The following is a 22444-nucleotide window of genomic DNA, read 5'->3' as shown; positions in this document are numbered from 1 at the left end:
GATGAATAAAAAATTTCTGATTGCGCCATTTGCTGCATTACTCTTATTCCTGTGCGGCTGTGGGGCGAGCGCAACCGACGAAGCTGCTAGTGACGAGAAGGCTAAAAGCGAAGCAACGGAAACGGAATCATCTGTTAATGAGAATAAAGAGACATCGGAATCAGATACGATTGCCAGTGAAGACAAAGAAGAAGCGGAACCAGATGAATTTTTTGCATCAGAGGAGAATAGCACAGAATTGCCCGAAAGTGATCCTCCTGTCCAAGAAGAAGGAACAGATGTACTGGAAGCTGACACCCTGGAATCAGAAACTTCATCTGCTGAACCTGTAGATGGAAAAGTAACGTTTGAAGGCGTGACCTTCGAGCTGCCGTCTGATTATATTTCTTTAGGTGAAATGGAAGAAATGGGCATACCTATGGTTGGCTATCAGTATGGATCCACAACGATCAGTGTCGTAGCAGAAGACATTTCCACATTCCCAGATCTTACATTGGAAACATATATTGAACTTGCAAAGCAGCAAACTGGCTATGAGTATACTAGTGATGAAACGTATGAGGTTAACGGCAAGGAAACTAATGAACTTATCAGCAAGATGGATGGCTTCACGTTACAGCAAAATACCATCATCCATGATGGAACAGCATATATTTTCTCATTCAATTCCATGGATGATACCTATGAACAAGATAAGGAAGTCTTCAAGTCGATTTTGGAATCCGTTTCATTTGAGAGCGAAAGCAATATTTAAAAAGAAGCCGCCAGAGAGCAGCTTCTTTTTTCTTTAGCAATTATAGCTTTTGTACCCTTTCCACAATTGCTGTGGTCACATCCTCGGTACCGTACTTCCCTCCCAAATCAGGAGTCAGGACGCCGGCAGCTGTCACATCCTCAATGATGTCCAGAAGTTTTACACCGAGCTCTTCCTCACCAAAATGGTCGAGCATCAGTTTCGCTGTCCAGATTTGTCCTATCGGATTGGCAATGCCTTTACCGACGATATCGGGAGCAGAACCGTGGACGGGCTCGAACATGGAAGGGTACTTGCCATTTACATTGATATTGGCGGCAGGGGCAATACCGATACTTCCCATGATGGCGGCGCCGATATCAGTAAGTACATCACCAAATAGATTGCTTGCGACAATGACATCGAAGCGCTGCGGCTGCGTGACGAAGAAAGCAGCAAGGGCATCGATATGCTGACTGTCTGTATCTATATCTGGATAATCCCTTTTCACAGATTGAAAGACTTCATCCCAAAACGGCATAGAATGGACAATTCCATTTGATTTTGTTGCACTTGTTACATGCTTTCGGCGTTTTGCGGCAAGTTCGAATGCATAGCGCATCGCTCTTTCTGTACCGCGTCTTGAGAATATCGCATTCTGGATTGCTAACTCGTCTTCTCCGCGGAAAATCCGGCCGCCGACCTCGCTGTATTCGCCTTCGCTATTTTCCCGTACGACTAGTAAATCGAAGTCCTTCGGGTTAGTTAGTGGGGAGGTAATGCCCTTTAGCAGCTTGGCTGGTCGGATATTGATAACCTGTTCGAATTCACGCCGTATCTTGATCAGCATGCCCCACAAGGAAATATGATCCGGTACGAGCTTTTGATTGCCGACAGCTCCGAGGAATATAGCATCAGCATCCTGCAGGCGATCCAATGCATCATCCGGCATCATTTGATTGTGCTCCAAATAATATTCACAGCTCCAGGGATATTCGCTGAACTCGAACTGCAGCCCGCCATGCACCTTAGAAATCGCTTTCAAAACTGTCTGCGCTGCTGGGACTACTTCTTTACCTACTCCATCTCCTGGTAAGCTGGCTATCTTTAATTTTTTCATATGTCTCCTCCTTGTTTGGCTCAGTGATTTCTCCCGCTTTTTTTCATGAGATTATGTCTTGTGATACTGAAGCAATGTAATCAAAAAGGAGTATAACTGTTATCTGGCACAGCTTTATGTATAACAAGTTAATAAAACTGTCGTCTAACAGCGAATCAACTCCGATACAGAAAGAAAGAATCAAAATCAATAAAAGAGCATATCTTCCTCCCATATGGTAAGCGGTTACTACTATTCTACCCGAGTGAAATAAAATTCGAAAATAATTCACGGTGATTTATTTGAAAATACAGCATATATACCTTATAATTTCGATAAGCTAGTATACAAGAGCGGAGAAAAAAGCCTCCATCCCGGTAACGAGATGGAGGCTTTTTTTCAAAACTGAAAGGAGGCGATTCCCTTGGGAAGGTGAAGGTATTGAATCTATTGCCGCAACGGAAGAAGACACCAATATAGAAAAACAACATCATACGGAGGTGAACCCCTGTTTAGGGGGAAAATTTGGACCCATTATTAGTACTTAATCTAGCTTTAGTAGCCTTGTTCATCATTCTGACGGCATTCTTCGTCGGTGCCGAGTTCTCGGTCGTAAAGGTACGTATGTCACGAGTCGAGCAGCTCATCGAGGAAGGAAATAAGAACGCCATAGTCGTCAAGAAGCTTGTCCATAATCTCGATTACTACTTATCTGCTTGTCAGCTTGGAATCACTGTTACCGCATTGGTACTTGGTGCATTAGGTGAGCCGACTGTCGAGAAGATATTACACCCAGTATTCGATTACTTTGGTTTTTCAGAATCTCTTTCTACCATTCTTTCATTCGCCATCGCCTTTGCGGTCGTGACTTTCCTGCACGTCGTTATCGGTGAGCTGGCTCCGAAAACATTGGCAATCCAATATACAGAGAAGATGACGCTCATTCTGGCGCGTCCGCTGTACTGGTTCGGTAAGCTGATGGCACCTTTTATCTACACATTGAATGGATCTGCACGCGTATTCCTGCGCATGTTCGGTGTGAAGCAGGTTGCGCATGAACAGGCCCACTCCGAAGAGGAACTGAAGATTATTATGGCACAAAGCTTCCAGAGCGGTGAAATCAACAAAACTGAGCTGGATTATATGGAGAACATCTTCACATTCAACGATCGAGTCGTCAAGGATATCCTTGTTCCAAGGACACAGGTTGTCGCGATTTCTGACACAATGTCACGCCAAGAAATCCAGGAGATAATGGTGGAGCATCAATACACACGCTATCCTGTGACGGAAGACGGTGACAAAGACCGGATTTACGGCTTTGTTAACGTGAAAGAAATGCTGACTGATTTCACATCGAAAGAGGATAAGAAATTAGATGCATTCATTCACCCAATCCCGACAGTGCATGAAGGAACAAGTCTGAATGATACACTACTGACAATGCAGAAGAGACGTGTCCATATCGCGCTAGTCGTCGATGAGTACGGCGGAACTGCCGGTATTGTAACGATGGAGGATATGCTTGAGGAAATCGTTGGGGAAATACGTGACGAATTTGATGAAAATGAAAAACCGGACATCCAAAAGGTTGCAGAAAATAAGTATCGCCTGAATGGCCGAGTACTGCTCGAGGAGATCGAAGAGCAATTCAACATCCGATTTATCAATGAAGCAGAAGTTGATACAATCGGCGGCTGGATGCTCACGAATCTTCGCAGTATCGAAGAACACAGTGTCATTGAAGCCCACGGATATGAGTGGGAAATAACCGAGACACTGAATCATCAAATCGTTGAAGTGGAAATGCGCAAGCAAACCCAGGTCGAACAGCTGGAAGAAAGCATCTCTAGTTAAAGATACGCCGCCCTATTAAACGGGCGGCGTTTTTTGTTGTTAGAAATAACGTTTTAATGCAGACTTTATAGTATTAAAAGTCAGTTTTAAGTATACTGTGTATTGTTCATTGTTAACAATTTAGAATATTTAAGTGATAATTATTAACAATATTATGTTGACAATTAACATTAATAAGCATATCATTGACTCATAAGATGTTCATGATTAACAAAGGTGATATAAAATGCAGCCAAATGAACGCAGAAATGTGATTTTAGAACAATTAAATAAGAATGAAAAGATAGATATCGATGCATTGGCAGCAGAGCTGAATGTATCTGCTATGACAATCCGAAGAGATTTAAATTATTTGGAGGAGCAAGAGCAGATCATCCGAACGCTGGGCGGTGCAATTCTCAACAAGCCACTGGTGATGGAGTCCTCATTCCAGACAAAAGAAGGCAAGCATGCTGAAGAAAAACGTCTGATTGCGAAACGGGCTGTTCAACTGGTGCAGGAGCACTTTACAATCCTGCTTGATTCCGGAACGACAACGCTTGAAATCGCAAAACTGCTGAAGCACAAACACAATCTGACTGTCGTAACGAATGACATCAAAATTGCAGCAGAGCTGATGGACAGTGAGGTAAAGGTGATCCTGACTGGCGGTGAGATGCAGAACAATATTGGGGCGTTATTTGGACCGCTCACAGAGCAGACTTTGCGTAACCTTCATGTAGATCTGTTTTTCCTGGGAGCACACGCGGTTCACCTTCAGGTTGGTGTGACAGCGCCTACGTTTGAGAAGGCATCCATTAAGAAATTGATGGTCGAATCAGCGCAGGCTACATGGCTGGTAGCAGATTCAAGCAAGCTGGATCAGAAGGCACTGGCTAAAGTTTGTGACTTGGAAGTATTATCCGGTGTCATTTCGGATAGCGGTATTAAGGCTTATCATCCGAGAGAATTACCGGAGCTTTTGGAGGTCGTAGCAGCAGAGGAGGAAGCCTGATGAAGATTGGTGTAATTGCAGATGATCTAACTGGTGGAAATGGAACTGGTGTTAAGCTGACAAAGCTTGGATATAACGTTGCAACGATGGTCTTCTACGACCATCTGCCTTCCTCAGACCAGATCAACGGTGTGATTGTAGATACCGATAGCCGGTATGTGAAAGGGGAGGTCGCGCACCGTCGTGTGAAAACAGTTGCGGGGAATTTGAAGAAGTGGGAGACGGATATCGTTTGCAAGCGGATCGACAGCACCGTGCGCGGAAATATTGGTGTTGAGCTCGATACACTGCTTGATGAACTTGGACCACAGGCGGTCGCTGTAGTCGTACCAGCTTATCCGGATTCCGGACGAATCGTGTCTGGCGGGTACTTGCTCGTTCATGGTGTACCAGTTCAATTGTCAGATGTGGGTAAGGATCCGGTTAAACCGGTTACAGAATCACATGTACCGAAACTGGTAGAAAAACAAAGTAAATTCAGCGTTGCAAGCATCGGACTTGAGACAATCCTTTCAGGCAAGCAAGCGATCGAAAGCAAGATGCAGGAAGCAATCGACGCTGGTGCCAGAATCCTTGTGCCGGATGTTATCACAAATGAAGACATAGATGCCGTTGCAGGTGCCATGGCAGAGCTTGAAGCTTACCAGATGGTGCCGGCTGATCCGGGTCCCCTGACAGCGGCATTCGCTCGGGCGTTCAGCCGTAAGCGAATGAAGGATAAAAAGATTATCGTCACAGTTGGAAGTGTCACTTCGAATAGCTCGAAACAGCTGCAATACCTGAAGGATAAGACGAACCTCCGACCAATTTATGTGGATTCCAAAAAGCTGGCGACAGTGGATGGAGTATGGGATGAAGAGGTAGATCGGGTAATTACCCTGGCAAAGCAGGAGATGGAGAAACAAGACATCCTGTTGATCACAACTGATGCTCCTGGTGCTGAAATCCTTGATTTAAAGACGCTTGGAGCACAGCAGGGAGTAAGTCAAGACGCATTAGCGAAACGGATTGCCGATGGCCTCGGCAAAATAACACGGGTAGTTGTACAAGAAAGCAAATTTGAAATTGGTGGCTGTTTCTCAAGTGGCGGAGATGTAACCGCTTCACTTTGTTCGATAAGCAGAGCAGAAGGAATTCAGCTGATGGATGAGATCCTGCCGCTGATCGCTTATGGGAAGTTCATGGGAGGCTATTTGGATGGTATTCCAATCGTAACTAAAGGCGGTACAGCAGGCGGAACGAAGGCAATTTATACAAGTGTTAAATATTTGGAAGCTAAATTTTAAGGAGGAATAAACAATGGCAGAAAGAGCAATTATCGCAATTCCAATGGGAGATCCAGCAGGTATCGGACCGGAAATTACAATGAAGTCACTAACAAAGCAGGAAATTTACGATGTATGTAAACCACTCGTGATTGGTGATACAGCAGTTATCAAAAAAGCGATTGAAATCGTCGAAGCAAATCTGGAAGTAAACGAAGTATCTTCTCCAACAGAAGGAAAATACGAATTAGGTACAGTCGACGTTATTAACTTGGACAACATTGATATAGAAGCACTAGAGTACGGCCAAGTTTCCTCTCAAGGCGGTCAAGGTGCTTTCGAATATATCAAGAAATCTGTTGAGCTTGCAATGGATGGCCAAGTGCAAGCACTTGCGACAACGCCGATCAACAAAGAGTCCTTGAAAGCAGCGAAAGTTCCTTATATCGGACATACGGAAATGCTGGAGGACCTAGCTGGTTCTGATGATCCGCTAACAATGTTTGAAGTAAACGGTATGCGTATCTTCTTCCTTACTCGTCACCTTTCCTTGAAAGATGCTATTGCACAAATGACGAAGGAAAGAGTACAAGATTACTTGATTCGCTGTGACAAAGCACTTCAGCGTCTAGGAGTGGAAAATCGCCGCTTTGCAGTGGCAGGCTTGAACCCGCATAGCGGAGAAGGCGGCTTGTTCGGCTGGGAGGAAGTAGAACAAATCAAACCAGGTATCGAGCTTGCTGTTAAAGATGGCATCGACGCAGTTGGACCAGTTCCTGCAGACTCTGTCTTCTTCCAAGCATTAAACGGCAAGTACGATGCAGTTCTTTCCTTGTACCATGACCAAGGTCATATTGCGGCGAAAATGACAGACTTCCACCGCACTGTTTCCATCACAAATGGTCTGCCGTTCTTGCGTACATCCGTTGACCACGGTACTGCATTTGATATTGCCGGCAAAAACATTGCAGAGAGCATAAGCATGGAAGAATGTATCAAAGTTGCAGCACAATATGCGCCGAACTTTACTCGTACAACACTATAAGCAAAATAACATACCAGAGGATTGGAAGGATGCGTTAGTCCTTCCTTTCTGACGGGCAACAATGTAAACACTTACAAAGAGATTTGGGGGAAATCATCATGCCATTACTGATCATAGCTTTAGGTGTACTATTATTGCTTATCATGATTATGGGGCTTAAGCTTAATACGTTTGTTTCCTTGATCATTGTTTCCTTTATTGTGGCATTGCTGCTTGGCATGCCGATGTCAGATGTAGTTGGCTCTATTGAAAGCGGTTTAGGTGGTACACTCGGTCATATAGCGCTGATTTTCGGTATGGGTGCGATGCTTGGCCGTCTGATTGCAGATGCTGGCGGTGCCAACCGAATTGCGACTACGCTTATTGATAAATTCGGTGAAAAACGGATCCAATGGGCTGTTCTATTTGCTTCATTCATCGTTGGTATTGCGTTGTTCCTTGAAGTAACAATCGTCTTGCTGATTCCGATCATCTTCTCGATTGCAAAAGAATTGAAAGTCTCCATCGTTCACCTCGGTTTGCCGATGGTAACAGCGGCACTTGCGACTCACGCATTCCTTCCGCCGCATCCAGGTCCGACTGCAGTAGCAGCGGAATATGGTGCAAATATTGGTCTTATGCTTATTTATGGTATCATCGTTGCGATTCCTACTGTTATTCTTGCAGGTATTCTGTATCCGAAGCTTGCTAAAAAAATCGTTCCAACTGCATGGACACGTGAAGGCAGTGCATCCTTTGGTGTTGCAAAAACATTCAAAGAAGAAGAAATGCCAAGTTTCGGTATCAGTGTTTTCACTGCACTATTCCCAGTTATCCTCATGGCAATTGGTGCAGCTGTGGATATCCTCCAGGCAGAAATAAATTTCGATGACAATCTGTTGATAGAAATCATCCGTTTTGTGGGTAACTCCTCCACAGCAATGGTAATTTCACTATTAGTTGCGATATACACAATGGGGATAAGAAGAAATATCCCAATCAAAAAACTGATGGATTCTTGTGGATCAGCTATTAATGCACTTGGTATGCTGCTATTGATCATCGGTGGTGGCGGAGCCTTGAAGCAGGTTCTTATCGACGGCGGTGTTGGTGACTATGTAGCATCTATCTTTGCAGACACTTCAATGTCACCAGTATTCTTCGCCTGGATGGTTGCTGCAATCCTTCGTATCTGTCTTGGATCCGGGACTGTTGCTACACTGACAACAGCTGGCTTGGTGATTCCGTCACTAGGTACTATGCCGGATGTTAACCTTGAGCTGGTAGCTCTTGCAACAGGTGCAGGCAGTGCAATTGCTTCCCACGTCAATGACGCCGGGTTCTGGATGGTAAAAGAATCCCTCGGCATGACATTGAAAGAAGCCTTCGGTACGTATACTGTACTATCAACAGTTGTGGCGGTATCGGGTCTAGTATTCACTATGATTCTGGATATATTTATTTAAAAAAAACACCCAGCCAAGTAATGCTTGGCAGGGTGTTTTTTATAATAGTAACAACGTGATAATCGCTAAGAATAAGCAATAGATAGAGAAATATATCAATTTACCTTTTTTCATAACATCGATAAACCATTTCAAAGCAAAATATGTCCCTATGAGAGAAGCCATAAACGCTAAAGCATATGCGATAAGATAATCTGTCGTAATCTGCTGGCCGAACATGTTAGGAATCTCTAAAATACTAGCGCCTAAGCTTACCGGTATATAGAGTAAAAATGAGAACATTAATGCTGTGTCCCGATTCATCCCTGTCAGCATGCCTGCCACTACTGTGGCACCGGAGCGACTTACACCAGGAATAAGAGCAACTGATTGTCCAAGTCCGACTAATAGAGCCTCTTTCCAGCCTATCTTTTGTTCATTCTTCTTACCTTTCATGTTTCTGATTAGAAACAAGGATATGGCAGTTAAAAGCAGTGCGATCCCGACCGTAAATGTACTCTTCAAATTTTCCCCAATAAAATCATTAAATAGCAACCCAAATAAAGCGGCTGGTATTGTCCCAATTATAAGATAGATAACGAGTTTGAAATCATCTTTTTTTTCTTCTTCTCGTCTCATTATGTATTGGTAAGATGAGGAAGATAGTTTAGCAATTTGATTTTTATATACAAGTATCACAGCAATTAGAGAAGCTGTGTTGACGATTACTTCAAAGCTTAAATCATTTACTTCTATTCCGAATAGATGCTGAGCAATTATCAAATGTCCGCTTGAGCTGATAGGAATTGGTTCAGATATTCCTTGAATAAGACCTAAAAAGAGATATTTGCAGAGCAAAATAAATAAATCCATAGTTAAATATCCTCGCTATTTGTTTCTGACTTTTTTCTCACTAAGTTAACATATAGAAATGTTGATGTTTTGTCAATGATTAGCATGAAATATAGCGGTAGTGTTGACAATATGTCAACACTACCGCTATCATGGCGAAAGTCGGTAATTTTCTATGACTCATTTTTCTTAATTGGAGTTGCTCAATATGTTTTCGAAAGTGAAAGAGCTGGATAAGACATTGCTTTTTTTTGTTATATCAGTTTGTATATTTGGATTGATTATGGTGTACAGCGCTAGCTTTCCATTAGGTTTAGTGAGATATAATGCCTCGAACTTCTTTTTTCATCGACAGTGGATATCTTTTTTGATTGGAATTATTGCGATGACAATAGGTTTTTTTCTGCCCTATAAGCTTTATCAAAAATGGAATCCGCTTCTAGTCATAGGATCAATCATATTACTTATGCTTGTCCTCACACCATGGTTTGGAGAGGTTCGGAATAACTCCCAACGTTGGCTGCAGTTAGGTCCTGTTGTCCTTCAGCCAGCGGAATTCGTAAAGTTTACGATGGTCGTCTATTTTGCATCTGTTTGCGGAAAAAGACATAAGGCACTTACAAGTTTCAGAAAAGAATTATTACCGCAGCTATTACTATTAGGTATGGTATTCTTGCTCATTCTTATGCAGCCGGATTTAGGAACTGCTACTTCTATAGCGATACCTTGTTTCTTTATTTTGCTATGTGCGGGAATCAAGAAACGTCACGTGTTCGCAATCGCTGGAGTGGGTGTGTGTGCTGTTATTTATCTAGCGGTATCTGCTCCTTATCGTTTAGCGCGTATCATGTCTTTTCAAAACCCATTCAGTGACCCGAATGGTAAGGGTTATCAGCTGATTAATGGTTATGAAGCAATCGCTTCTGGAGGTGTGTTTGGCAAAGGTGTGGGAGGGAGTGTTCAGAAACTTGGATTTCTTCCCGAAGCGCATACTGATTTCATTATGGCTGTAATTTTGGAGGAACTGGGAAGTTTGGGGCTGGCTGTAGTGTTCTTCCTTTATTTTGGGCTTTTAATAAAAGGGGTCTCCATAGCTTTGCGAGCAGAGAATCCATACGGAACTTTATTAACGATTGGGTTTTTATTTCAAATTATGGTCCAAGTAGTTTTTAACCTAGGTGCAGTTGCCGGTCTTTTGCCTATCACAGGGATACCTTTGCCTTTTATCAGTTATGGAGGTTCCTCCCTTATTGTGAATTTATTTACGATGGGGATAATTTTGCAGATATCGAGGAATGCCAAGAAAGTCCGCGTTCCTCTCGTGGAAGGAAGGCGTTAAACTATGTTTGTAAAGAAATTGCGGTTGGACGAGCTGGATAAGCCAATCTTAATTATATTATGTTTGTTATGCGGAGTCAGTATCTTATTTATTTTCAGTACACAATCTGGTGGACAATTTGGTGCCCAGAATTTTGCGCTGAAACAATTTATCAATTATGTGGTTGGCTTTACTTTGTTGTTATTGATCAGACTTTTGGATTTGAATCAACTTCGTTTACTAGCTTGGCCATTCTACATCGTTTCAGTTTTGTCGTTATTGTTTCTTACTATTGCACCAGAATCAATTGCTCCTAATATTCTAGGTGCGAAAAGATGGTTTAGTATTCCTTTTTTAGGTTCGATACAGCCGTCAGAGTTTTTCCGAATTAGCTTAATTGTATTGGTGGCAAAATTGATAGCTGATCGCAAAGAAGGGCATAAAAATATACAGGAGGATTTGCTTTTAATAGGCAAAATATTTCTCGTGACGATTCCTCCTAGCTTACTCGTTTACCAGCAGCCAGATACAGGTATGGTAATGCTCTATTTATTTGCGATAGTGGCAATGTTAGGTATGGTAAAGCTTAATAAGATTGTAGTGACAATTGGTATACTTTTACCTTTACTTGCAGTCAGCATAGTTACATGCTTATTCTTATTTAAACCAGAGATTATTTATGAGGACTTAATACCTAAGCTGAAACCCCATCAGCAGGATCGAATCATAGGCTTTCTGGATCCAAGTAACAACAGCAATCAAGCCTTTCAAAGCCGAAGGTCAGTTTTGGCAGTCGGGACAGGAGGTCTGACAGGAAAGGGAATAGAACAAGGAAACGTGTATGTTCCTGAAAAGCATACTGATTTTATCTTTGCTTCTGTAGCGGAAGAGGGAGGATTTCTGACGGGTGCTGCTGTAATTTTACTCTTTTTCCTGCTTATTTCTCGGGTTCTGGAGGTGGGTTCAAAGAGTAATGATCCCTTGGGAACGATTATCTGTGCTGGCTTGGCATTGAGTCTTACTATACAAATAGTTCAAAACATTGGCATGGTAGAGGGAATGTTACCGGTCAAAGGAATTGCCCTTCCTTTTTTGACATATGGAGGGAGCTCTCTATTTTCAAATATGATCCTGCTTGGAATCATTATGTCTGTTCGAAATACATATGCCCATCAGTTCTTTGGGAATACAGAGAAAGCTATATAAAGAAAGAAAAGTTTTAATCCTAAAAGGAACACCTCCAAAATAGGGGGTGTTCCTTTTAGGGTGGGACTTCCGGCCTGCGTGCAGAACCCTCCTGTTATACATTCTTGTTTATGACAATAGAGAGTTTATAGTTGGCATACTGATTCAATGCTTCCAAAAATGCATTCATCGTTTCATTCGACTGAAATTTGCATTCCAGAAGGTAGCAGCCATCCCCGCTTATTTTGTAGTTCTGAATAATACTTTCTTTTTGTGTATCTGCAAAGGAAAGGTAAGGCCTGTGATTCGTATTTTGTGTAAAGATGGTTATAAACGCATGTATGTAAAATCCCATTTTAACGTCATTAATTCTTATTGTATAAGCTTCAATGATTCCGCTATCTTCCAATTTTGCTACTCTGGCCGAAGCAGCAGGACTGGTCAAATGGACTTTTTCTCCTAATTCCTTCATGGTAATACGACTATTCTTGGACAGTTCCTCCAGGATTTGCAAATCCGTGTGGTCTAACATGGTTTAACTCCTTTCATAAATAAAGTCATCCAGCAAAAAGACTTTATTTAGAGTATGTATCTGCAGGTAGGTCATTATATAGAATATTTATAGAGCTAAGATAAGTACAAAAAGAGGAGAGGACTTTTTATGAAAATAACGCAAATCCGTAATGCAACAATCGTAGTTGAATATGCAGGCAAAAAGTTTTTAATAGATCCTATGTTAGCACACAAAGGTGCATTTCCGCCTTTTCCAAATTCACTTAGGCAGGATCAAAAGAATCCCCTAGTGAGCTTGCCGCTTTCTATCGATAGTATCATACAGGATATCGATGCAGTTATTGTGACGCACCTTCATCTGGATCATTGGGATGATGCAGCTAAAGAGGCGTTACCCAAAAAGATTAAGGTATTCTCCCAAAACGAAGAAGATGCAGAAGCGATACGAAAAGCTGGTTTTGAGAATGTTGAAGTACTTACGAATGAAACTGTCTTTGAGGGTATCCAGTTAATTAAAACAAATGGTGAACACGGCAGGGGAGAAATATTGAAGATGGCCGGGCTTGTTTGCGGCGTTGTGTTTAAGCATGAAAGTGAACAAACCTTATATGTTGCAGGCGATACAGTCTGGTACGAGGAAGTTGGAAATACAATTGATAACCATAAGCCAGAGGTTATAGTGGTGAACGCTGGGGATAATCAATTTTTAGAGGGCGGATCTCTGGTAATGGGGAAAGAAGACGTTCATGAAGTTTACAAAGCAGCCAGCAATGCAAAGATTATTGCAGTGCATATGGAAGCGGTCAATCATTGGACATTGTCTAGGGAAGAATTGAGAAACTTTTGTCATGAAAAAGGTATGGAGACAAATGTGTTCGTACCGAATGATGGCGACTCATATACGTTCTAAAGTGCATAGATTAAAAAAGGAGAACAGCTCAGCTGTTCTCCTTTCATTTATATTACTGAGCTAGGTAACCGCCATCTACTACAAGTGTTTCACCAGTTACGAAGTCGTTTTCAGTCAGGAAAACGATAGCGTGTGCGATTTCATCCGCTTTGCCAAGACGGCCAATTGGGTGTTTCGCTACAAGTCCGTCATAGAAGTCGCCAAGAGCTTCTTTGTTCACCATTCCTGATTCAACGAATCCTGGGTTTACAGCGTTTACGCGAATGCCTTTATCGCCATATTCCACAGCAAGGGATTTAGTCAATGTGTTAACAGCACCTTTGCTGGCATTGTAAGAGAAAGCGCCAGGCTGTGCAACGAAGCCTAGAACAGAAGACGTATTGATGATGACACCGCCGCCTGATTTCAGCATTTCCTGGATAGCGTACTTGGAAGCCAGGAAGATACCATCTTGGTTGATCGCGATTACTTTACGGTAATCTTCGTAAGATAGCTCGTGTGTTGCGCCCATGCCACCGATACCTGCATTGTTTACAAGGATATCAACTTGACCATAGTGTGCTACTGTTTGGTCAATCAAATTTTTAATAGAATCTTCTTCAGCAGCGTTGAACTCAATGAATAGAACGTCTCCGCCAGCTGCTTTCAGTCTGTCAGTTTCTCTTTGTCCTGCTTCAGCGTTATAGTCTGCAATGACTACTTTACCACCTTTATTTACATAAGCTTCAGCAGTCGCCAGACCAATACCGGATGCTGCTCCTGTAACGATTGCTACTTTTCCTTCGATTGTTGACATATACGTTACCCCCAGTTTGTTTAGGTAAATTATCCTACAACTTTATGATGAACTTTTGGACTATATAAGTCAAGGAATTGACACATTATTAGCATTTTTTTCATATTAAAAGAGGAGTTGTCCGATAGACACTCCTCTTTTAATATCTCAACTATTTTACATACTTATACACAATTGCTTCGTGCGGTCTTAACATATTCCGATTATCCACATGTGGATAATTGCTAATGACACAATGCTTGTTATCCCAATCATCCACACAAGCCCTGGGGATATCGTAGTGTGCTTCTTCATCCGTCATATTCAGCAGAATAACCCATTCCTCATCAGCCAGCCTGCGTATATACCCAAAGATTTGCTCGTGGTCGTTAAGGATAATCTCAAACTCTCCATATACCATGATGGAATTTTCTTTACGCAACCGAATTAGTTTTCGATAAAACTGCAGAACAGAATCTGGATTATCAACGCCTGATTGTACATTGATTTCCTTGTAATTCGGATTGACCGGAAGCCAAGGAGAACCTGTTGTAAATCCTGCGTGATCAGATGTGTCCCACTGCATTGGGGTTCTTGCATGGTCACGTGTCTTCTCCTGTATCCGATCCATAATTTTCGTTTCAGACTCACCTTGCTCGTTCACTTTCAAATCGTAATAGCTTAGTGCTTCCTGGTCATCAATCGCATCAACAGAATCGAAATGCGGATAGTTGGTCATACCAAGTTCTTCTCCCTGAAAGATGAACGGCGTTCCGCGCAAAGTATGCAGCATTGTAGCTAACAGCTTTGCGGATGGAATCCGATATTCTCCATCATCTGCAAAGGTAGAAACCATCCGCGGTGCATCATGGTGGCTAAGGTATAAGCCGAACCATCCACCGCCGTCGCCGACATCCTTCTGCCATTTGCGTAGTACCTCTCGGAAATCATGTACAGTCCAATCCTTACTCTTGTATTTATCTTCATCCTGATCAGCAAGCTCAGATGCTTCAGCTGACAATACCATATCCAACTCTTCCCGTTCAGGCTTTGTATACCGAAGTACATCGTGATTATGTACGGCAGAAGTTTCACCTGCTGTGAAGAATTCAAAATCCTTTTTCAGCTCTTTGTTCATCTCATGCAGATAGTCGTGGATGTGCGGACCGTTTTTAAAGTATTCTTCACCTTTAGCCTGCAAGGTCTCTTGATCAGAATCTGGGTAACGCCGATCCTTTGAGATGACATTAACTGCATCAATACGGAAGCCGTCTATTCCTTTTTCCAGCCAGAAACGCATAATATCATATATTTCTTGGCGGACTCGCGGGTTATCCCAATTTAGATCAGGCTGTTTATCACTGTACAGATGCAAATAATATTCTTCTGTCTGCTCGTTCCACGTCCAAACAGGACGTCCAAGATGGGAGCGCCAATTCGAAGGTGGGGAGCCATCAGGATTTCCTTGTTCCCAAATATAATAATCATGATAAGGGTTATCCTTGGAGGATCTCGCTTGCTGGAACCATTCGTGCTCAATGGAGGTATGATTCGGGACAATATCGAGTACAAGTTTGATGCCGCGACGATGAAACTCTGCCAGTAAGATATCAAATTGTTCCATTGTCCCGTACTCTGGCTGAATAGCCCTGAAATCCTTTACATCATAGCCGTGGTCGACATCCGCAGATACATAGATTGGCGGAAGCCAAACAGTATCCACTCCGAGATATTCCAAGTAGTCAATCTTCTCTAATATACCGCCAAAATCACCAATTCCGTCTCCATTGCTGTCTTTAAAGCTACGGGTATATAATTCGTAGATAACACTTTCTTTCCAGTACTTCTTCTCCATCTGATCACCTGTCCTCCAAAATTTACATGTAGGACTATTCCCTTACTAGGGATAAATGAAAACCGCCTCGCTTAGAGAAAGCAAGGCGGTTAAGCATCAGCTGCGAATCTTCTTGATGATGTAATAATTATATGCTGCAGTGATCCCTGCTGAAACGAAAGGGGAGATTTCAAGCTTTATTTTCATGGATAGTTTCATTGCCTTATCCTCCCTTTAGAATCGGTAGAAGTTATTAAAAAGAGTTCACACGATATGCTGAGCTATTTCGATTATTCTTTAGGCTCGACTTTAGTCACAGCTTGCTTCTTTACTCTGCGATACAGTAATAATCCAGCCAGTCCATAAACTAATCCAAGTACAACGAAAGCAATTCCTAAGTAAAATTTATCACTAGCCCAAATCATCACACCAATTCCTGCGAGGATACAGAGTATACCAAGGAAAAGTATATAAAGGGCATTCTTTTTCAGCATAAGTAAAAGTCCTCCTAAGCGGTGTTGAACTCGTACTATTATAACAGAAAAGCCAGATCATTTTGATGCGTAATCTATTAAACTGGAAGCCATTCCGATAAAAGTGGAACTAAGACATATTGCTGGGGGAGACAGCATGCTGAGTTTGGTTCCATTAAAGATTGAACGGGTAGGTATCATCCTGATAACGGTTTTCCTGTTCTCCCAATCGAAAGCGTTTCGACGGCTTATTCTGCATAACCAATCAATGAAAGAAAAACTTCTTTTGTTGCTTATTTTCGGATTCCTTGGAGTTTTGAGCAACTATACAGGTGTGGAAATACATGGTGACAGCCGAATGGCCAATACTTGGTTATTGGACATTGAGACGGATAGTGTCATTGCGAATACTCGAATTCTTGGAGTGACGATCGGCGGCTTGCTGGGGGGACCTTTTGTAGGGCTGGGGGTTGGCTTGATTGCTGGGGTGCATCGATTATTCCTGGGAGGATTCACAGCGGAGGCCTGTGCCATCTCAACTGTATTAGCTGGTTTAGCGGCAGATTATTTCGGACGTTGGCCACCTATAGTCTTGTGATGAAGGATGGCTCCAAGGTACCGATGTCAAAGAAGTGAAGGGGCGATTTGGGTTATGAAGGAGCTGTCTGATGCGATTCGATTAAGAGAAGCAGGCAAGCTGGCGGAAGCCAATGAAAGGTTGACTAAACTTGCTTCTGCTTATCCTCATGAAGCGGAAGTGCAATACCAATGTGCGTGGAGCTTTGATGTGCTTGGAGAGGAGACAGCTGCTGTACCTTATTATGAAAGAGCAATTGAACTTGGGTTATCAGTTGATAATAAAGAAGGAGCTTATTTAGGGTTAGGAAGTACATACCGGACACTCGGTCAGTACAAAAAAGCTGAGCAAATTTTGAAAGAAGCAATGAAGCAATTCCCGAAAAATAATGCTTTTCCAGTTTTCTACGCTATGGTGCGATACAATCAGAAAGGGCATGCGGAAGCAATGCGTATTCTTCTCCAATTAATAGCTGAAACAACTTCTGATCAGGATATTTTGGAATATCGAAAAGCAATTTCTTTTTACTCGGATAAGCTGGATATGATTTGGGATAAATAAGTAAAACAGCTCACCCTTCAATTAGGATGAGCTGTTTTATTATTGTGCTGTATAACCGCCATCAACAATCAAGCTGTTACCAGTCATGTAAGAAGAGTCATCGGAAGCTAGGAACAATACAGCTTTCGCCATTTCTTCCGCTTGACCAAGACGCTTCATTGGTGTCATCGTGGAAAGTACCGCTTTGTCATCTTCCGGGATGATTGGTGTGTCAATGAAGCCAGGGCATAGTGCGTTTACACGGATATTTTTGTCCGCATACTCAAGTGCAAGAGAACGTGTAAGGTTCACGACACCGCCTTTAGCTGCATTATATGCTGCGGATCCAGGTGAGCCGACCCAGCCATACATGGATGCTGTGTTTACGATATTGCCGCTGCCATTCAAAAGCATAACGCGAAGGGCTTCGCGGGCAACTAAGAATACACCATCCAAGTCAACGTTTACGGTGTTGCGCCATTCAGCATAATCCAATTCATGTGAAGGATGCACACGTCCGATTCCTGCGTTATTGAACACAATATCAACTTTGCCGAAAGCAGTAACAGCTTGTTTGAACAAATCAGCTACTTCGTTTTCGCTTGTGATATTTGTTTTGATGAAGATTGCTTCAGTACCATTGGACTTCAGCTCTTCCTCCACCATTTTTCCTTTTTCTTCGTTCAAGTCGACTAATACGAGCTTAGCGCCCTCTGCTGCAAAAAGACGAGCTGTAGCAGCGCCAATCCCTGATGCTCCCCCTGTGATTAGTGCAACTTTATTTTCTAATTTCCCCATTCTTGTTTCCCCCAGTATAATGGAATTAAATCGGTAACAATTTAATTGTAATACTTTGGACACATTTCTCAATCAGTAGCTGAATAGCGGATGTCTAATTATTAGACAGGTAATCCAATAATGTCTGACTAAGGGGGGATTTTTTTATGGAACATGAACAAGATTCGACATCCAGACGGCGCAATCGGACAAAAGAGCACTTTCGTAAGGCGTTGATCGAGCTGATTAAGAAAAAGGGGTATCATGCGGTCACAGTGAAAGATATCGTCGAAGAAGCAGCTTACAACCGCAGTACATTCTATTTTCATTATCAAGATAAAATAGAGTTGGCAGAGGATCTGCTCGATAAGATGTTTACAGGCCTTGAAGATGCTGCGGGAATGATGTACACACCAGGGAGAAAAACATCTACAAAAGATATAGATGTCCCTTCCTTTTCGCTTATAGCATATATTTATGAGAACAAGAGCTTTTTTGAATTAATTAAATATGAAGACACACTGCCGGGCATGCATACCCGCTTCCCGAATGCTATTAAGAACATTTATGAAAAACAATTTGAATTTGAGACAATTAATGGAATGCACGTGAATATGAACTATTTCAAGATTTATACGGGATATGGATTCTACGGACTTGTCCGCAACTTGATAGCAGAAGATTTTCAAATACCTGAAGAACAATTCACAAAGGATGTTATCGAGTTATCACAAACGCATATCCAATCTTTTAAATACATTGGTCGTTAATAAAATAAGACAAGCTCAACCTGGAGGTTGAGCTTGTCTTATTTACTCTCATGATAATGCACATTAAGTGGAGCATATTACACAGGTTTATTTTCTTCTTGTTCTGCTTTCCACCATAGGGCATCCTCTGGATTCTCAACAGCTTCTTTGTATTCAGACTTCGTAGCAACTGTTGGATAAGATCCTTTTAGGGATTTACCCGACGTGCTCTTGAATAAGAATAGGATAACAAGGAAACCGATGATGCTTACGATGGTTAAATACCAGCCAGGAGCTAAGTTATTCCCTGTTTGGTGTACAAGCCATGTGGAAACCAATGGTGTCGTACCACCGAAAATGGAAACCGAGACGTTAAATGTGACAGATAATGTTCGATAGCGTATATCGGTATAGAACATTGTTGGTAATGAACCAGGAATGGAGCCTTCATATGTTGCAAGGAGCACACCCAGAATAAGAATACCTAACGAAATAAACACTAAACCATTCAAGTTCACTAAATAAAAAGCAAGCGCGGAAAGAAGCGTTAATCCGCCTAATCCAATTAAGAAGACAGTTTTATTCCCGATTTTATCACTGAGTCTGCCGAACAGTAATGTAAGTGGCACCATTATGACCATGACCAGCGTAATCAATACAGTACCTGTAGTGCTGGATAGGCCGATGATTTCATCCAAGTAGGAAGGCATGTACGATAACAGCATATAGTTTGTAACGTTAAAGAATGCTACAGCTACGAAACAAACAATGATATCTTTTTTATGATTTTTCAGTATGGACAGGAAGCCTTCTTCCTCTTGTTCCTGCCCTTCGTTGGCAGAAAGTTCATTTTCAAAAATAGGTGATTCCTCTAAGCTCTTTCTCAGATACAATCCGATAAGTCCAAGCGGTAAACCAAGCAAGAACGGGATTCTCCATCCCCAAGAAGCCATCTGCTCATCCGATAAAGCGATAAAAAGGATGCTGGCAACAAGTGAAGCCAATATATACCCTGTCAATGTACCGATTTCCAATCCGCTTCCCAGGATATTACGCTTGTTATCTGGAGACGATTCGGCGATATACACCATTGCACCAGCGTATTCACCACCGGTTGAGAAACCTTGGATAATTCTGGCGACTAACAACAGTATCGGTGCCCATATCCCGATTTGTTCATAAGTAGGCAGTAACCCGATTAGCAATGTGGAAAAGGCCATTAAGATTATGGTGGTGGTTAAAACGACTTTTCTTCCTGCCCTATCCCCGATCTTACCAAAAATAATGCCGCCTAAAGGACGCATTAAAAAGGCAATTGCAAAGGTCGCAAAAGTAAACACTAATTTTAGCTCGTCATTTTGAACTGCAGTAAAAAAGTTTTGGCTAATAATAACTGCTAAGTAGGAATATAAACCAAAATCGAACCATTCCATTGCGTTTCCTACCCCGGTAGCAAACACACTTTTCTTCGCCGTTTGAATATCAACAACGTTAATTTTCTTCTTGTTAAATTTCATTTTTGTCAACTCCATGGTATACGGTTATACAAGGACAACAAATACAGTTAAACTGGCTTCAAAATCACTGCATCACCCTATGGGAACCAGGGGAAGAACCAGCATAGCTGTCATATGAGGAAAATGTATCTAACTGTAAACACCTATACTTTTTGATTTAAGGTTGATCCATTGTTTGTTTACATGTATTGTGCACAAATGCTTTTTAACCATACTGATACAGATTTAAAAAATGTAATTAAAAAAGCTTTCAAACAGTATTTGAAAGGTTTTTGATTCAGACGAGTTAAGTTGTATCAACCTTAATAGACCATCAAGCAAAGGAGAGTACATACATTCCTCCTTTCCTTCTGCACATATTTCCATCTAATCAATAAATACACAGCCATGGTTATCATCTCAACTAATGATGACCCCTTGTATTACCTCTATTATTTAACTCATATCAAATACCCTAACAAACCATGGATTAAACATAAAATATTTTGCTTTTGACGATTTTTATGAAATATCCAATTTGTAACACGGTGTACTTCTCTTATTTTTTTCTATATAATACCGACATGCAATATATGTATGCTATATACATATTGCAGCTTCTATCAGGTGCGATGTCAGCATTTGTACAAGAAGCAAAACGGGTAAAAAAGAGGGGCCGCAGGATGAAATTCAGCGAATTTGAAGCAGGACAGCGCTACGAAACGAAAAGCATCAAGCTTTCTAAAGAAGACATTATTGAATTTGCCAAGGTGTACGATCCGCAATACATGCATATAGACGAAGAAAAGGCGAAACGGGGACGCTTCGGCAACTTAATTGCGTCAGGTATGCAAACAATGAGCGCATCCTTTAAATTGTGGGTGGAAGAGGGCATTTACGGAGAGCACGTTGTGGCTGGAACGGGAATGAATAATATCCAATTCATTAAGCCTGTTTTTCCGGACGATGAGCTTCGTGTTGTTGTTGAAGTAATCGATACAGTCCCAAAACGTCGCGGCAATGGTATAGTGACGGTACAGCTAAGCACGTTCAATCAAGATGAAGTAAAAGTGTTTCAAGCAGAACTTAGCGCACTTATTGATAATTAAGAGAAGGAGGCATCTATAGATGCCTCTTTTTTAGCTTCCGCTTATTTCATTAACAGCTTTCTCGAAGCAGATATTCACCGTCCGCTGTTTGGAACGGGTCCGATGGATGACACCAGCAGGTATAGTGAATAAATCTCCAGGCTGTAAGCTGATTGTTTTTTCTTCCAGATCGATGTATAGCTTTCCTTCGAGAACAAAGAACGCTTCATCACAATCATCATGCTTATGCCAATGATAGTCACCGTCAATGACAGCAAGGCGCACGACGTGATCATTCACTTCACTAACGATTTTATTCGCATATGACGCAGAATTATTCGTCAGGTCAAGCAAACGCAGCAGCTCGAGCTGTCCGATTTGTTCAGCTGAGGAAGTAGAGCGAAATTCGGAGTGAAGCAGGCTGAAGAGAAGCACATCCTGAAACTTCCCGTCCCACTTCCGACCTTGGCGAATGGTGCCCTCCTGGCGGAAGCCCGCACGTCTGACCAAGCGCTGAGAAGCGATATTGTCGGCGTTGACTTTGACCTCAAGCCGATTCAGCTGCAGCCTGTCAAAGCCGATGTGGAGAAGCTCCTGCAGGGCTGCCGTCATGAAGCCTTGGCGCCAAAAGGTACTGCTGAGCTCGAATTCGATTTCGCCTGTTTCATGCAGGAAGTTCAAGCGTTTAAATCCGCAAGTACCGATGATGGACAAGTCATCGTGCTGTCGAATTGTATACCGGCTTGTGTGTTTCGTTTGTTCCAGCTGTTTGATTCTGGTTCTCGCTTCTGATAATGATTGTAAGATAGGATAACGCGTCCACTTCGTAACTGCAGCGTCTGACCAGATTGGCAGCAATGCGTGGGCATCTTCCTCGGAAATCGGCTTTAGTAAGACTAATTTTTGAGACATATGCTCCTCCTTATAGTGATACTTCTGC

Annotated in this window: 22 protein-coding genes; 13 read left to right on the top strand and 9 right to left on the bottom strand. The window is 42.1% G+C overall.

The window, feature by feature from the left end; all coding sequences use genetic code 11:
- The first annotated feature begins 1 nt into the window (after position 1).
- Complete coding sequence (locus SFC25_RS01400; protein WP_411213561.1) at positions 2 to 754, top strand: hypothetical protein; 753 nt, start codon at positions 2 to 4, stop codon at positions 752 to 754.
- Positions 755 to 794: 40 nt separating this feature from the next.
- On the opposite strand, the gene SFC25_RS01395 is transcribed toward SFC25_RS01400, so the two are convergent.
- Positions 795 to 1853, bottom strand: coding sequence for a tartrate dehydrogenase (locus SFC25_RS01395; protein WP_411213560.1), 1059 nt, complete (start codon positions 1851 to 1853; stop codon positions 795 to 797).
- 504 nt (positions 1854 to 2357) lie between these two features.
- On the opposite strand from SFC25_RS01395, the gene SFC25_RS01390 reads away from it, so the two are divergent.
- The 5 genes from SFC25_RS01390 to SFC25_RS01370 all read left to right on the top strand — a co-directional run bounded on the left by SFC25_RS01390 (position 2358) and on the right by SFC25_RS01370 (position 8438).
- The gene (locus SFC25_RS01390) at positions 2358 to 3689 is read left to right on the top strand and encodes a hemolysin family protein (protein WP_411213559.1); all 1332 of its coding nucleotides are present in this window, start codon (positions 2358 to 2360) and stop codon (positions 3687 to 3689) included.
- Positions 3690 to 3915: 226 nt separating this feature from the next.
- On the top strand, positions 3916 to 4683 hold the full coding sequence (locus SFC25_RS01385) for a DeoR/GlpR family DNA-binding transcription regulator (protein WP_411213558.1): 768 nt from the start codon (positions 3916 to 3918) through the stop codon (positions 4681 to 4683).
- Positions 4683 to 5969 (top strand): four-carbon acid sugar kinase family protein, encoded by a 1287-nt coding sequence (locus SFC25_RS01380; protein ID WP_411213557.1) that lies wholly within the window; start codon positions 4683 to 4685, stop codon positions 5967 to 5969. Before SFC25_RS01385 ends, SFC25_RS01380 begins: the two co-directional genes overlap by 1 nt.
- Before the next feature lie 13 nt (positions 5970 to 5982).
- Positions 5983 to 6993 carry a 4-hydroxythreonine-4-phosphate dehydrogenase PdxA gene (gene pdxA / locus SFC25_RS01375; protein WP_411213556.1) on the top strand — a complete coding sequence of 337 codons (1011 nt, stop codon included), beginning with the start codon at positions 5983 to 5985 and terminating at the stop codon, positions 6991 to 6993.
- Between the two features lie 98 nt (positions 6994 to 7091).
- Positions 7092 to 8438 carry a gluconate:H+ symporter gene (locus SFC25_RS01370; protein WP_411213555.1) on the top strand — a complete coding sequence of 449 codons (1347 nt, stop codon included), beginning with the start codon at positions 7092 to 7094 and terminating at the stop codon, positions 8436 to 8438.
- 39 nt (positions 8439 to 8477) lie between these two features.
- Here SFC25_RS01370 and SFC25_RS01365 read toward each other — a convergent pair whose 3' ends face one another.
- On the bottom strand, positions 8478 to 9290 hold the full coding sequence (locus SFC25_RS01365; protein ID WP_411213554.1) for an undecaprenyl-diphosphate phosphatase: 813 nt from the start codon (positions 9288 to 9290) through the stop codon (positions 8478 to 8480).
- 187 nt (positions 9291 to 9477) lie between these two features.
- Between SFC25_RS01365 and ftsW the strand changes: the two genes are divergently transcribed.
- Both ftsW and SFC25_RS01355 read left to right on the top strand, forming a co-directional pair.
- Positions 9478 to 10608: a putative lipid II flippase FtsW gene (gene ftsW, locus SFC25_RS01360; protein ID WP_411213553.1), complete on the top strand. Its 1131-nt coding sequence runs from the start codon at positions 9478 to 9480 to the stop codon at positions 10606 to 10608.
- A 3-nt stretch (positions 10609 to 10611) separates the two neighbouring features.
- The gene (locus tag SFC25_RS01355) at positions 10612 to 11793 is read left to right on the top strand and encodes an FtsW/RodA/SpoVE family cell cycle protein (protein ID WP_411213552.1); all 1182 of its coding nucleotides are present in this window, start codon (positions 10612 to 10614) and stop codon (positions 11791 to 11793) included.
- 94 nt (positions 11794 to 11887) lie between these two features.
- On the opposite strand, the gene SFC25_RS01350 is transcribed toward SFC25_RS01355, so the two are convergent.
- Positions 11888 to 12304, bottom strand: a complete 417-nt coding sequence (locus SFC25_RS01350) for an Lrp/AsnC family transcriptional regulator (RefSeq protein ID WP_411213551.1) — start codon at positions 12302 to 12304, stop codon at positions 11888 to 11890.
- A gap of 129 nt (positions 12305 to 12433) precedes the next feature.
- Here SFC25_RS01350 and SFC25_RS01345 point away from each other — a divergent pair, with 129 nt between their 5' ends.
- Positions 12434 to 13195, top strand: coding sequence for an MBL fold metallo-hydrolase (locus SFC25_RS01345; protein ID WP_411213550.1), 762 nt, complete (start codon positions 12434 to 12436; stop codon positions 13193 to 13195).
- A 52-nt stretch (positions 13196 to 13247) separates the two neighbouring features.
- Here the strand turns inward: SFC25_RS01345 and SFC25_RS01340 are convergent, their stop codons facing one another.
- The 3 genes from SFC25_RS01340 to SFC25_RS01330 all read right to left on the bottom strand — a co-directional run bounded on the left by SFC25_RS01340 (position 13248) and on the right by SFC25_RS01330 (position 16298).
- Positions 13248 to 13991, bottom strand: a complete 744-nt coding sequence (locus SFC25_RS01340; protein WP_411213549.1) for an SDR family NAD(P)-dependent oxidoreductase — start codon at positions 13989 to 13991, stop codon at positions 13248 to 13250.
- A 151-nt stretch (positions 13992 to 14142) separates the two neighbouring features.
- On the bottom strand, positions 14143 to 15825 hold the full coding sequence (locus tag SFC25_RS01335; RefSeq protein WP_411213548.1) for a glycoside hydrolase family 13 protein: 1683 nt from the start codon (positions 15823 to 15825) through the stop codon (positions 14143 to 14145).
- A 269-nt stretch (positions 15826 to 16094) separates the two neighbouring features.
- On the bottom strand, positions 16095 to 16298 hold the full coding sequence (locus SFC25_RS01330) for a hypothetical protein (protein ID WP_411213547.1): 204 nt from the start codon (positions 16296 to 16298) through the stop codon (positions 16095 to 16097).
- Between the two features lie 136 nt (positions 16299 to 16434).
- Here SFC25_RS01330 and SFC25_RS01325 point away from each other — a divergent pair, with 136 nt between their 5' ends.
- Positions 16435 to 16875, top strand: a complete 441-nt coding sequence (locus SFC25_RS01325) for a LytS/YhcK type 5TM receptor domain-containing protein (RefSeq protein ID WP_411213546.1) — start codon at positions 16435 to 16437, stop codon at positions 16873 to 16875.
- A gap of 54 nt (positions 16876 to 16929) precedes the next feature.
- Positions 16930 to 17415: a tetratricopeptide repeat protein gene (locus SFC25_RS01320; RefSeq protein WP_411213545.1), complete on the top strand. Its 486-nt coding sequence runs from the start codon at positions 16930 to 16932 to the stop codon at positions 17413 to 17415.
- Between the two features lie 39 nt (positions 17416 to 17454).
- On the opposite strand, the gene SFC25_RS01315 is transcribed toward SFC25_RS01320, so the two are convergent.
- Positions 17455 to 18192: an SDR family NAD(P)-dependent oxidoreductase gene (locus tag SFC25_RS01315; protein ID WP_411213544.1), complete on the bottom strand. Its 738-nt coding sequence runs from the start codon at positions 18190 to 18192 to the stop codon at positions 17455 to 17457.
- 146 nt (positions 18193 to 18338) lie between these two features.
- On the opposite strand from SFC25_RS01315, the gene SFC25_RS01310 reads away from it, so the two are divergent.
- On the top strand, positions 18339 to 18941 hold the full coding sequence (locus tag SFC25_RS01310) for a TetR/AcrR family transcriptional regulator (RefSeq protein WP_411213543.1): 603 nt from the start codon (positions 18339 to 18341) through the stop codon (positions 18939 to 18941).
- Between the two features lie 77 nt (positions 18942 to 19018).
- Here the strand turns inward: SFC25_RS01310 and SFC25_RS01305 are convergent, their stop codons facing one another.
- Positions 19019 to 20437: an MFS transporter gene (locus tag SFC25_RS01305; protein ID WP_411213542.1), complete on the bottom strand. Its 1419-nt coding sequence runs from the start codon at positions 20435 to 20437 to the stop codon at positions 19019 to 19021.
- A 662-nt stretch (positions 20438 to 21099) separates the two neighbouring features.
- Here SFC25_RS01305 and SFC25_RS01300 point away from each other — a divergent pair.
- Complete coding sequence (locus SFC25_RS01300; RefSeq protein WP_411213541.1) at positions 21100 to 21525, top strand: MaoC family dehydratase; 426 nt, start codon at positions 21100 to 21102, stop codon at positions 21523 to 21525.
- Positions 21526 to 21555: 30 nt separating this feature from the next.
- Here the strand turns inward: SFC25_RS01300 and SFC25_RS01295 are convergent, their stop codons facing one another.
- A complete protein-coding gene (locus SFC25_RS01295) occupies positions 21556 to 22416 on the bottom strand; it encodes a GNAT family N-acetyltransferase (RefSeq protein ID WP_411213540.1) in 861 nt (286 codons plus the stop codon).
- Positions 22417 to 22444: the final 28 nt, after the last annotated feature.

This window comes from Terribacillus saccharophilus, from assembly GCF_046592595.1.
GTDB classification, from domain to species: Bacteria; Bacillota; Bacilli; order Bacillales; family Amphibacillaceae; genus Terribacillus; species Terribacillus saccharophilus_C.
Note: the sequence above shows the minus strand (reverse complement) of the source record. Positions and strands in the feature narration are given on the sequence as shown.